At 47.1% G+C, this 13,916-nt stretch carries 7 protein-coding genes; 5 read left to right on the top strand and 2 right to left on the bottom strand.

The features are described from left to right. The first annotated feature begins 99 nt into the window (after positions 1–99). From IPL17_RS17860 to IPL17_RS17845, 4 genes are read left to right on the top strand one after another with little or no spacing between them, the layout of a single operon-like run. A complete protein-coding gene (locus tag IPL17_RS17860) occupies positions 100–1,485 on the top strand; it encodes a C39 family peptidase (RefSeq protein WP_345308445.1) in 1,386 nt (461 codons plus the stop codon). 7 nt (positions 1,486–1,492) lie between these two features. Beyond that, positions 1,493–4,519, top strand: a complete 3,027-nt coding sequence (locus IPL17_RS17855; protein WP_345308444.1) for a TIR domain-containing protein — start codon at positions 1,493–1,495, stop codon at positions 4,517–4,519. A 21-nt stretch (positions 4,520–4,540) separates the two neighbouring features. Then, on the top strand, positions 4,541–5,872 hold the full coding sequence (locus tag IPL17_RS17850; RefSeq protein ID WP_345308443.1) for an SLATT domain-containing protein: 1,332 nt from the start codon (positions 4,541–4,543) through the stop codon (positions 5,870–5,872). A 2-nt stretch (positions 5,873–5,874) separates the two neighbouring features. After that, positions 5,875–8,262, top strand: a complete 2,388-nt coding sequence (locus IPL17_RS17845; protein ID WP_345308442.1) for a TRAFs-binding domain-containing protein — start codon at positions 5,875–5,877, stop codon at positions 8,260–8,262. 137 nt (positions 8,263–8,399) lie between these two features. On the opposite strand, the gene IPL17_RS17840 is transcribed toward IPL17_RS17845, so the two are convergent. Next, the gene (locus tag IPL17_RS17840; protein WP_345308441.1) at positions 8,400–9,848 is read right to left on the bottom strand and encodes an acyltransferase family protein; all 1,449 of its coding nucleotides are present in this window, start codon (positions 9,846–9,848) and stop codon (positions 8,400–8,402) included. Between the two features lie 156 nt (positions 9,849–10,004). Then, complete coding sequence (gene htpG, locus IPL17_RS17835) at positions 10,005–11,879, bottom strand: molecular chaperone HtpG (protein ID WP_345308440.1); 1,875 nt, start codon at positions 11,877–11,879, stop codon at positions 10,005–10,007. A gap of 132 nt (positions 11,880–12,011) precedes the next feature. On the opposite strand from htpG, the gene IPL17_RS17830 reads away from it, so the two are divergent. Next, on the top strand, positions 12,012–13,889 hold the full coding sequence (locus tag IPL17_RS17830; RefSeq protein ID WP_345308439.1) for an alpha-amylase family glycosyl hydrolase: 1,878 nt from the start codon (positions 12,012–12,014) through the stop codon (positions 13,887–13,889). Positions 13,890–13,916 lie beyond the last annotated feature (27 nt).

Below are 13,916 nucleotides of genomic sequence, written 5' to 3'. Positions count from 1 at the left end.
ACAGGTTGTTTTGGAAAGACCATTTTCTTGTAGAATATTAATGGAGTAAAATTGTCGCCAATTAGATATTCTTAATGTGGCAACTGCAGGAGGCATGCTATGTTCGTTACTAAGAATCTTTACCAGAACGACGAAATGTGGAAGAAAACCCCTCTTGGAAATTCAGGCGAAACAATCGGCGGGTGGGGCTGTCTGCTAACGTCTGTAACAATGATGCTTAACGGGATCGGTTATAACGAAACTCCTGTAACGGTCAACGAAAAAATGAAAAAAGCGGGCGGTTTCCAGGGAGCGTTCTTTATTCCAAGCGTCCTTCCTTATATCTGGCCAAATTGCGCCTATCGCGACATGCAGCCGTGCGAAACATCACCCGCCCCCATCGCTCAAATTGACGCGGCGCTAGCTGCAGGGAAACCTGTCATCCTGCAAGTGGATTGGAATAAGCAGGTCGGCATTCAAACCCATTTTGTGTTGGTAAAAGAAAAGAAGGGGAATGATTATATTATCTACGATCCATACAAATATGGCGGCGACGGTCCCGATAAGGATGTTTTACTGACCTCACGTTATAAATTTAATGGTGCGAAACTGGAGTCTGAGATCAGCGCGGTATTGTGGTTCGACTGCTACAGCAATACACTGCCCGAGCCGCCCAAAGTAACAAAGGTGGATGTTCCAGCAGAAAAATTCATTATCTATTCAACTGTGGACGATGTAGCTTTGCGCGCAGAACCATCGGTCACCGGGTATTTATGGAAGCGCATGTTACTTGGAACAGAACTGGTCAGCCTCGAAGAAAAATCCCAAGCCAGATCCAAAGTCGGTGTGCAGGGACAATGGCTGCAGGTTCAAGATCCGAGCGGCGTGCAGGGTTATATCGCTGCATGGTTTGTTTCTGAGAATAAGGAAAAGCCTGCTCCGGCCACAGCCTCGACTTCAACACCCGCTCCTGCGCCTGCACCCAGGCCTGGTACGGCTCCCACCGCGCCCAAGCCTGCGCCTGTCCCCCCCGGCGCGATCGCCCTCATTCCCACCGAAGAAATATCCTTCCGTTCCAAACCTGTCGTCTCCCCCGATACTTTAATTCGACGTATTCCTGTGACTGAGCAACTGATCAGCATCGAACCCTCCAAGCAGGTCATCGCAAAGGTGGGCGTGAAGAATCAATGGGTCAAAGTCCGAGATGCTAAAAAGAAAGAAGGCTATGTCGCCGCATGGTATGTCAAGTATGCGGGCGGCTCAACCGCAAGCACCGCACCAGTTAGCGCCGGAACAGGGAAAGTAAAGACCACTGTCGAAGCTGTCTCCCTGAGAAAAGAGCCGATCGTAAGCGATGCAACCCTCATTAAGCGAGTTCCGCTCAATTATGAATTCATCATCACGGAACCCGGCGGCGAATCCAAGATCGGCGCGAACGACAAGTGGATCAAAGTCAAGGATGCAACGCATGAAGGATATGTTGCCGCCTGGTTCGTCGCGCGCTAAAAATATAATGACAGAAGAAATCAGCAAGCAACGTAAGACCAGAATATTTATTTCGTATTCTCGCAAAGACAAGCTCTTTGTGCGCAAGTTGAATGACGCGATAGATGCGGTTGGTATTGACGCGTGGGTGGATTGGGAGGGAATTCCTCTCAGCTCCGACTGGATGAAAGAGATCACCGCCGCCATTGAAGCAGGAGACGCTTTCGTTTTCGTCATCAGCCCGGATTCCCTTCGATCCAAAATATGTATGCAGGAATTGGAACTGGGAATAACGAGTAATAAAAAGATCATCCCCGTTGTGTACCGCGAACCTGAAAAGAAACAAAAGATACACCCAAAATTGGCATCCACCAACTGGGTATATCTGCGCGCCAGAAAAGATGATTTCAGCGCGACCATCCCAAAACTGGTCGAAAGCATACAAACAGATCTGGGCTGGGTGCAGCAGCATACCCGCATCCTGCAACGCGCTTCAGAATGGGTGCAAAAGAATCGCAACAAAAGTTATCTTCTACAAGGTTCAGACCTGGAAGACGGCGAACGCTGGATGACAGAATCAACAAAAAGCGAGACGCGCGTGGTTGTTCCTTTGCAGGCGGAATATATCAGCACGAGCCGCAAGGTCGCGACGCAACGCCAGAGAAACCTCACCAGCGGCATCGGATTCGTTCTGGTACTCAGCATGATCCTTGGGATGTTCGCGATCCGCCAATGGTATCAGGCGGAAGTAAATGCTGATCTCGCGGAGGCAAATGCCGGCCTTGCCAGAAACAGCGCGGCAACAGCGATCGCCAATGGGCATATTGCGGCAACCCAACAAGCCATTGCTGAACGTAACGCAGAAGTCATTCTCGAAAAAGACAACGAAACCAAAGCGCAGCGCAGTGCAGCCCAGGCGGCTATTTACCAGGAACGCGCATCCGAATTGGACACAAGCACTTTGCTGGCGCTGGAATCATGGACACGCGCAAAAACCAATGATGCTGAAAACGTTCTGCGCCACAACATAGCGGCCATGCCGCAGCCTGTGGCACGCATCAAGCAAGGTGGAAGGATCGGGAATCTTTTCCCCAGCGTAGACGGAAAATATTTCGTCACCGCCAGCGATGATCAAACCGCCTGCCTATGGAGCATGGAAGGGGATCAAATATATTGTGTAAAACATCAAGGAGCCATCACCGATGCCCTCCTGAGTCCAAACAGCGAGCTGCTTGTTACGGCAGGAGAAGACGGTTTTGTGAGTCTCTGGAAGGCAAATGATGGGACTCCAATTAAATCCTTTGATTTCAAATCGACTGTATGGGATATCGATATCAGCGCGGATGGAAAATTCCTGGCTGCCGGGCGTGCGGATGAAAAAATATCACTGATCGATCTAAAAACTTTAAGAGAGCAATTAAATTTCAACTTAAGCGCCGGTGAAATCTACGCGGTAGCTTTTAGCCCGGACGGCAAATATCTGGCGATGGGAACCCAAAAGGGACTGGTGACAGTCTGGCGCGTGCTGACTGAACTTTCCTATCCGGCTGCGTTGCATGAATCAGATATATTTGCCCTGGAATTTAGCGCGGACGGAAATTGGCTGGTCTCTGTCGGAGCAGACAGCACTGCGCGCGTATCGCGGACAGCGTTTGGGAACACAAAATATGTTTTATCCCACAATGACTGGGTTGAAGATGTTGCCTTCGGCCCGGATAATTCCTGGTTCGTGACTGCCTCAGACGACAACCAGGCACGGGTCTGGGATACAGCCACCGGCCGCGAAAAGTTCCGCATGAGTCATGCTGATTATGTACTTCGGGTTGACGTCAGCCCGAACGGTCAGTGGATCGCCACAACAAGCTTCGATAAAACAGCGCGTATTTGGGAAGCGACCACCGGGGCTTTAATGCAGGAAATTGCCCTGGATGCGGCGGGTACAGCCGTATCTTTTTCATACGATAATGCACGTGTGATCGTTGGCGACCGTGATGGAAACGTCGGCGTTTGGGATATTTCAAGTTTGAATGCGCGCAATGGTTATATTGAATTCCCTGAAATTATTCACAAAGCAAAGTTCAGCTATACAGGTGAATGGGTAATTTTCAATACCGATGATAAAAATATCTGGCTCATCCCCACCGACCAGCTCACGACACTCCACGATGGTACGCAGGGAACAAAGATCCTTTCGTTTAATAATCTCACGAATCAAACCAAGGTAAGCCCCAATTCAAAATGGATCGCCATCACAGAAACCTATGCCAGCAGGGCTGTTCTATACAACATTGAAACAAAGGTGCTTCATACGCTGCCGCACCCAGCGGATATCAGCGGGATAGGCTTCAGCGCGGACAGCAAGCGCTTTGCAACCACCAGCGAAAAAGGTAAAAGCGTATTTGTCTGGGATGTCGACAGCGGAGAATTAGTCAAGGAAATTCAGTTCGATAAAGTGGCATTCACGATCGCATTCAACCCGCAGGATGCCACACTGGCGATCGGCTTTGCAGACAAGATCATGATCTGGGATATTGACGGCGGAAAAGAAATCGCCACCCTCCTACAGATCGGCGATATCAAATCTCTAAACTTTAGCAAGGAAGGCCGCTGGCTGGCGACCACAAGCTCGGCAGGCGGAATTTCCATGTGGAATATGAGCAATGGTATTCCCAGCGTCCCCACCTACAATTTTCTACAGGACGGAAGCATTACTTCACTTGATTTCAACCATACCCAGCAGTACCTCGCCTCGGGCGGCTCGAACGGATACGCCTACATCTGGGATCTATCCAATGGACAGGAAGTTGCGAGGTTACCGCACAATAGTTCAGTCAAAGGCGTTTCATTTTCTCCAGTCAGCGATCAACTTCTAACCGTATCAAAAAAGACAGTAAATGTCTGGGATCTCGCGCAAATCGAATTCACCAATAGGGAAAATATTTCCGAACTGGCGTGTTCAAAACTGACAGAAAATTTCTCTCCCAGCACCTGGATATTCTTCTTCCATGAGGAAAAGTATCAACTGATCTGCCCAAATTTACCGCAAGGCCAATAAGAATAAAGAGGAATCATAACCATGGAAACTACACCTCAACAAGTTCCCCCCATCCTGGAAGTAGCGTGGAAAGAATACGGGCAGCTCGACACCGTCGCCGGATCACGCTCATTAGCGCATACAAACCTGAGGAAATGGATCGCAATATTTGGCGTATTGGCGGTCTTGTTTGCAATTCTTTCTGAAAAATACCCCGCCAATTTCCCGGCCATCGGCGCACTGATCTTAAAATTTTTCTTGATCTCTGCGCCTATTACGGCATCTGCGCTGGCAGCCTATGCCAATAAATTCTTCGCCGCCGGAGATTGGCTGATCACCCGCGCAGGCTCTGAGGAAATATTAAAAGAAATTTACCTCTACCGTACCATCCTTAAGAACTCAAACACACGCCGCGCATATCTGGAAAAAAGATTGAATGAAATTCAACGGACCGTTTTCCGCGGAATGAACGGCGAATTGATCATGGAAAACTATACCGGGATCATTCCTCCGCCTCCCCGCTTTAACCCCGAGAATCCCAACTGCGACCCGGGCTTTAATGACCTGAGCGGGGATGAATATTTCAAATTTCGTCTTCTAGATCAGTTAAACTGGCATGTAAGAAAGGTAAACCAAAGACAGAAAGATCGAATCCGTCTGCAGGTACTGATTCTCAGCTCCGGGGTCGCTGGCGCGATATTGGCGGCGCTCGGCGGAGAGTTGACTTTATGGGTGGCTTTGACAGCCTCTTTAACCACAACATTTATCGGCTGGCAGGAATTACGAAACCTTGATCTGATTGTACGGAATTACAGCCATGTGATCGTGGAATTAAGAATTATCTCGGATCATTGGCAAACCCTGGAAGAAAGCGAACGCACACAATCAGAGTTTTATAAAATGGTGCGTTCCACAGAAGATATGCTTTGGAGCCGCAATGTTGAATATATCAAAGCCATGCAGGAAGCTCTTAAAGAGTCCAACCTTGAGGAGGAAGCCGGCTTGATCAACCGCGTAATACAGGAACAACGCGACTCGGATCAACGCCTCAAGGCTGAAATGGTGGAAGCAATTGTTGAACAAACAAAAGTATCGCTTGAAGAATCTGAAGAAACCATTACCGAGGCTTTCAAGGAAGCATTAGGCACTCTCGCCGAAGAAGCCTCCTCAGAACTGGTGCAGTCAGAACTCGCATCCATGCAAACGGCGATCCACGAAGCAATGGAAACTATTACAGAACGGATGGGTTTGTCCTCCTCGCTAAAGACAATCGAAACAGAATTCGAAGGAGTAGAAATCGGGGGCAATACTCCCATGAGTGTACTTAATGACCTCATTTCCCGTTATCCGAAAACACCAGATGTAAAGGGATAATCATGACTGAAACAAATGCGATTCCCCCAAAAGACGGTTCAATAGATACGAGTAAACCCGCTGAAACAGCACAGGCTCCTGTCGAAACCGCAAAATTTGCTGAAAAGGTAAGCGCCGCCGTCCCTGTGGTTTCCGTGAGGCAGCAAACTATAGCCGCAGTTGAAGCAGCAGTCGAAGCCGTAGTTAATGAAAAAATAGATGAGGTGTACCGCTCATCGCGGATCGAAACCCGTCCACATGCCTTCGTCATCATGCCGTTTGGGAAAAAGAAAGGACCGGATGATCTGGTTTTCGATTTCAACGCCATTTATAAAACTTTGATCAAGCCCGCGCTGGAAATGGCAGGCTTTGAGCCGTTCCGCGCAGATGAAGAAACCGCATCAGGCGATATCCTGACAGATATGTTCCAGGAACTCCTGCTTGCCGACCTATGTTTATGCGACCTGAGTATTGACAATGCCAATGTTTTTTATGAATTAGGGATTCGCCACGCATTTCGTAAAAGAGGCGTAGTACATATTCAAGCTGGTCGCGCGTATATGCCTTTTGATATTTTCAATGTCCGCACACTGCCTTATCATGTAACCAAGGAGGGTGTACCGGATCCTAATTATAAAAAAGCTGACATTCAAGCGATCGCCCGCCTGGCAAAAGATACCTGGACATCTGACCGTGACGCAATCCATAGCCCTATCTTCAATTTATTAACTGGCTTAAAAGAACCAGAACGAAAAATGCTCAGAACAGCCTCAGCGACAGGCTTTTGGCGGGAATTCAAAGAATGGATGGAAAAGGTCACAATAGCGCGCCGCCAGAAACGGATCGGAGATATCCTTTTACTGACAGAGGAGATTGGGAATCCGCTCATTAAAGAGGATGCGATTGGTGAGGCCGGCAAGGCGCTCGCGGATATGGGAAGATATGAACTTGCGCTCGTTCAATACCGAAAAGGATTGGAAGTGAATGCGGAAAACATAGCTTTCCGCCGCGAAGAGGCGTTCCATTTAAACCGAATTGGCAAGATCGATGAAGCCATCGTTAAGTTGGAAAAATTCCTGTCAGATTTCCCAAAAGACAGCGAAGCCACATCATATCTCGGACGCATTTACAAGGAAATGTGGGTCGAATCCTGGGAGAAGATCAGCGATAAGACCAAGCGTATAAAAACCGCTTTTGATTCTTATCATTGGCTGATCAAGGCAGTCAATATCTATATGAAAGGCTTCCAAATCGATCTTGACAACTTCTATCCCGGGGTTAATGCATACACCCTTTCATACCTCGCGATCTACCTCGCAGATAAATTTGATAATAAAAAAGATCCAGATCCTGCCATCGAACAGATCCGCGAATACATGCCTGAACTGCGCGGCGCTCTCCTTTTTGGACTCGAAGCCAAAATTCAACGCGAATCAGTCGATTACTGGACTCTCATCTCACTGGCGGAATTAAGAGTGCTCACCGCAGACAACCCATCCAGTGTCACGCGTGCCTGCCGCACTGCACTCACTGCTTCAGCGCGAAATATCAATTACCTAACAAGGACCTTAAACCAATTAAACATTCTTAAAGCGATCGGGGTGCGTGAAGAATTTGTGCAGGCAGCCATGTCCACGCTTCAAGAAGAGATCGATCGTATGAACGACGATGATAACGCGTTATCAATGAGAAAAGCCTCAGCCACTGGAGAAGATAATGACGGACAAGTGTTCCTCTTCACCGGTTATATGATCGATTTTCCAAGCAAGGAACAAAAGACCTTCCCTGCCGACAAGGAGGCTGAACTTCGCACTGAGATCCGTAAGAAGCTGGAAAAATATAATGCTAGTCCAAACGACCTGGCCTTTGTTGGCGGGCTTTCCGCAGGCAGCGAGATCATCTTTGCGGAAGTCTGTGCTGAAAAGGGAATCCACGTCGAAGCCCACCTGCCCCTGCCGGAATCTGCTTATATACGGGAATTCGTCTCGCCTGGCGGCGAAGCCTGGGTGGAGCGATTCTATAAGATCCGCAGCGACCCGCATGTGGATGAAATGTACCAGATGGAAAATGTCGGCGTTCATAAGGATGGGGATGATCCTTATGAACGCAACAATCGCTGGACGTTATACTCGTCTCTGCTGCGCGGCATAGACAAGGTCCGTTTGATCGCAGTCTGGAACGGACAAGGCGGCACCAGATCCAAAGATCGGGATGCCCGTCTGGTGCGCCACATGATCGACTTGATGCGCAACACAGGCGGTTCCATTGAGCAGATCAACCCTGCAAAATATGCCCATAAATTTATTGACGGAGCATTTGACGGGTTGCCAGACCTAAGCAAACCAGCGCCAGCGCCCTTACCTAAAACGCCAAAAGCGCGCCAGTCAGACAAAAGCAGGAAGAAGACGTAAGCTTGCTGCTGATCTTTCAGTTGAAAATCCCAAAGGTATGCAAAACCTTTGGGATTTTCTTTTTGTCTGCATACATTTTGAAACTGGACACTGATATTTGTTCTCTTTTTCAGCCTTAATCCATGTTCGCCCATATCTTATATGAATTTTGTACGAGATATTAAACGTGCATTAATATATTGGATCAACGGACGGGATAAATAAATGGAAACAAATACGAGTATGCTGATCAATAGCAGGATCGACCTCGGAAAACTCTCCACCCAGCCTGATATCCATGCAAAGTAGATAAACATCGTGAGTGATACGCCGCCCGCTAGAATCGCCAGACTGAGCGAACGCCAGGAATGATTTGTGTAAAAATGAAAAACGATCATAAAAACAAAAAACAATACAATTCCAACACGGAGGGTTAAATTCTGAGTGCGAATGTAGCCATCAATTTCATTACCGACTCGAATTAGAAAACTTAACTTTACCATGATGAAGATCAGAGAAATATCCACCATCATAAAAAGGAGCGCAAGCGGGTAGGTTCGCAGCCAATCTCTTGAAGGACGCTCAATATACTTATAAACTAGAATACATAAAATGATTGAAGCAGGCACGTAAATAATGACCATAACACCATTCGCCAATGCACTTCCCGTCAGTTCAAGATAACGCTCAAATAACCAGCGGAAAGGGACATGTAAAATGTACAGGGCATAACTCGACTCTCCCAACAAAACAAGCCAGGGATGCCTCAAGCCATGCGAAAGATAAGTTGCATCCATCGCGAGTGCCAATACGATGATCAGGAAGAACGGGGCCAACAGACCTTCATCCAAAGAAAAACTTTGTGGAAATGACGGCAGGAATCCGCGCAAAGAAAGGATAAGCAGAATAAAAACCAACGAACTCCAAAAAAGAATTTGATTCTTGAATTGATTTATTTTTTGTTCAGAATTCACAACGTACCAGATCCCGCCAGCCACGCCTAATAAAAATGCGTTCAGATGGAAGATTGGAAAATATGCCAATAAGTATTTTTTCTCTGGCATGAAGCCGATCATCAAAGTCGAATGGATCACCTGACTGACTCCCCAAAAGACCAGCGAAATCCAAATCACCCGCTTTACAGGTTGGCGCGCCAAAAAAATTATTAAGAAAGGAAAGAGCATATAAAAGAAAGTTTCGACTGACAACGACCAAGCTGCAATATTAAAGGTTTGAGCATACCTGGGAAACCAGGCTTGGTATAAAAAAATATTTGCCAATACCTTGTCAGGTTTAATTTTTGACAGGATCTCAATATAGTAAAGACATGTCAAAATGAAAGAGAATATGTACACTGGGTAGATTCGAGAAAATCGGGCCAGCCAATATTTTGAGAAAATAAAAGGCTTGCCGGGTCGATAATAAACAAGAGCCATCACAAACCCCGACAATACATAAAAATAGCTTACTGCGGCTGGCCCTGCAGTAAGCATCGGTAAAAACTTAAAAATATCCAAATTTCGCGCACTATGAAATAAAACCACTGAAAGCGCGGCAATGAAACGGGTGGTGGTTAATTGATCAAGTTTTTTTGTTTCTTGAAGCATCCCCCGATTTTACCTTATCCATTAAAAATCCCTCTCAACTGCAATTCGTACCAGGCGTTATGAAGAATCAATGCGCCCCCAAATCTGAGAGCGCATTGATCACCAGGCGTATTTCATACCGCCAATGAAGATATCGATTTACTTAAGAATTAAACACTACTTCGTATTCTTTACAAGCGCCGCCTCGATGATCTGCTGCACCCGTGAAGCGATGCTCGATGGGTCTGGATGCAAGCCTTCCACCAGCAGAGCGCTGTCAAATATCTGCTCAATGATAATGTTTTGCAGATCTGAACCTGCATCCAACTTAAGCAGGTTCTTTAGAACAGCATGCGATGGATTCAACTCAAGCACCTTCTTGGGAACCTCAAATTCCTTGCCAAGATATCGATACACACGCTGCAGATCCGCATTGACCGTATTATCAGCATCTGCCAAACGAGCCACTGATTGATAAAGGCGGTTACTTGCACGGACATCGGTTACACGATCACCCAGAATCTGCTTGAAATAGTCTACAAGCGTATTAAAATCCGTATCAGGGATTTTTTCTTCTTCGGCTTGTTCCTTCGGCTTTTGGGTCGTATCCACATCCGCCTGGGATACGTTCTTCAATTCAAATTCTTTATATTTGTGAAGACCCATCAGCATAAATGAGTCCATCGGATCGGTCAACAACAAGACTTCCGTCCCCTGTGAATGGAAGTAATCCAAATGCGGACTGCGTAAAACAGATTTTGGATCCTCGCCTACGATATAGTAGATCACCTTTTGCCCATCCTTCATGCGCGCAACATACTCTTCGAGTGAAGACCATGCTTCGGGAGCCAAATTCGTCTTGAAACGCAATAATGGATTAATCATGTCGGCATCCATTGGAGTGGCCGCAATCCCTTGTTTCAAATACGCGCCAAATTCCTGCCAGAAAGTGTGATATTTTTCGACATTATTTTTCGCAAGACCTTCCAATTCCTTGATCACCTGATTTGTCAGAACCTTCTTCAGCTTCGGCATCAACCCACTCGACTGAACAGTTTCACGCGATACGTTGAGCGGCAGGTCTTCCGAATCAACCACGCCTTGTACAAAGCGCAAATATTCGGGCAACAGATCCTTGTTGTATTCATCTATCAATATATTACGTGAATACAACTTCAAGCCGTCTTCTTTTCGCAGAGAAAACATTCCTCGTTCTGCCTTGCTAGGAATATACAATAACGCATACAACTGCACTGGCGCGTCTGTGGAAACATGTATATGGCTCAACGCGTCTTCAAAGTCCAATGTGGTCTGGCGATAAAATTCCTTATATTGCTCTTCGGTCACCTCCTGCTTGGATGTCCGCCAAAGCGAAGTCTGTTTATTGACCGCATCCTTGCTATCGCCCACATAAATCGGAAAGCCAATGTAATCCGAATGTTTGTGGATTGTATTCTTCAAGCGGAATTCTTCTGCGAATTCAAGAGCATCCTCTTTGAGCTTGATCTCGATGCGCGTCCCCCTCTCACTCATATCTGCTCCACCGATCTGATAGCTGTCGTCACCCGTGGCATACCAGGTGACAGCCTCTGCCTGCGGATCAAATGAATGCGATGTGACCCGCACCCACTCAGCCACCATGAACACGGAATAAAAACCTACGCCAAATTGACCAATGACTTGGGTAAGATCAACCTTCTGGTCCTTGGTCGCGTCCAGGAATTTCCTCGCGCCTGACTGGGCGATCGTGCCAAGGTTCTCGATGACTTCATTTTTTGTCATACCAATACCCGTGTCTTGAATGGTGATCGTGCGGGCATCTTTATCAACATGTATGTGAATCTTTAACTCGGCAGTTGGATCCAGAACATTTTTGTTAGTAACCATCTCAAAACGCAACCTATTTAACGCATCTGAAGCATTCGAGAGCAGCTCGCGTAAAAATACTTCACGATCCTTGTACAACGAATGGATCAGGATGTTTAGCAACTGCTTTGTCTCTGCCTTAAATGTAAATTCCTGCATATTTGAGGTCGAAGTTCCGTCGGTCATGAATTAACTCCTGTATGGAAAATATTGGTCAAGCATAACAGCATTTTTCGAAATTTTATATCGCCTATGTCAATATGCCAGTAAGAGTTTTGTTAGAAAAATATCAGCAGGTTCATTGGTAGAATAGGCCACATGAACTCCTTCTACCTTTCGTCAATCCACCACGATGGATCTAAACGATATGTGATCTCCCCATCAGGCATCAATTTGCAGTTGGGCGATGAAGTCACAATACGTCTGCGCGCCGCAAAGGGTGCGCCCATTGAACGCATTCTGCTCCGCACCTGCCCAGACGGTGAGCAGTTTTTTTCTGAAATGCAGATCGACGATACGCAGGAATCACCCGTATGCAACTGGTGGCAGGCAAAACTGCGCTCGACCATGCCAGTGACTGCCTATCGTTTTTTGCTATTCACCACGGATGGGATCTGGTGGTACAACGGCTCAGGTCTCCATCGACATGTGCCTACTGATGCGGAAGACTTCCGCTTATTGGCTGATTACGCCGCACCTGCCTGGGTGCAGGACAGTGTCTTTTACCAGATATTCCCTGACCGGTTTTCAGATGGGGACCCGTCCAATAATGTCAAAGAAGGTGAGTTTGAATATCAGGGCGTAAAATCACAAGCACGGAAATGGGGCGAATCTCAAAGCAGCTGGCCCGAAGCCATGGTTGAGTTTTACGGAGGTGATCTGACAGGCGTGGAACAACGTCTCGACTATCTAACAGACCTCGGCGTAAATGCCATTTATTTCAACCCGATCTTCACCGCATTAAGCAATCACCGTTACGATGTCGTGGATTATTTCAATGTGGATCCGCACTTGGGCGGTGATTCTGCTTTAATCTCGTTACGGCAGCGGATGAAAGAACGCGGGATGCGCTTTATTTTGGATATTGTCCCCAACCACAGCGGAGTAGAGCATCCATGGTTTAAGTCTGCTATTGAAGACTCCAACTCCCCCACAGCCGAATACTTCAATTTTCATTCACATCCTGATGAATATGAATCCTGGCTTGGCGTACGTAGTCTGCCAAAACTTAATTATCGCAGTCAAAATTTACGCGAGCTGGTCTACGCTGGTGCAAATTCAATTTTCCGTTATTGGTTAAAAGAACCATTTGCGGCGGACGGTTGGCGCGTGGATGTTGCCAATATGCTTGCCCGCCACGGAAAAGATCAATTGGAATCTGAAGTTTGGACAGGTATTCGGCGGGCAGTGAAGGAAGAAAATCCAAGCGCTTATTTGCTCGGTGAAAATTTCTTCGACAGCAGTTCACAACTACAAGGAGACCATCTCGACGCAAGCATGAATTATTTCGGTTTTTCAAACCCGATCGGATTCTGGCTCAATCGCTTCGAGGTCAATCAACATGCCACGCCTCACAATGTAAGATCATCAGTTCCTTGGCCCACGCAGGCATTGGTAGATTCATGGCAGGCAAGCCGCGCAGCGATCCCATGGCAGATCGCACGCCAGCAGTTTAACCTGCTAGGCTCGCACGATACTCCGCGCATCTTGAACATTCTTGATCAAGACCCGGCCCGCAATCGTCTGGCGGTTGCCTTCCTGTTAACTTATGTCGGCGTGCCATGTATTTATTATGGTGACGAAATCGGTATGAGCGGAAAAGACGGTCTCGAAGCTCGTAACTGCATGATTTGGGACTCAACTCAATGGAATATCGATTTGCGGATCTTTTATCAAACCTTGATCAAACTACGTAGAACATCACCCGCGTTAATTGACGGCGGTTTCCAGACCTTGCTCATTGAAAAAAATGTATTAGCATACATGCGCGATTCAGACGATGAGCAGATCATTGTGATCGGCAATCGTGGTCCCGAAGAATATCCTGCTGGAGTATTACCTGTTGATCTGGGTGCGATCCCAGACGGCAGGGTATTTCAGGAATTATTCAGCAAACAAACCAGCATAGTAGTAAACGGAAACTTACCACTCCCGTCATTACCCGCTGGTGTTCAAATTTGGCGATCTGCCGCGTAACCCGCAGTTTTTTCGATATACTTCCCA

The sequence above is a fragment of the Candidatus Villigracilis saccharophilus genome, from assembly GCF_016711665.1.
Note: the sequence above shows the minus strand (reverse complement) of the source record. Positions and strands in the feature narration are given on the sequence as shown.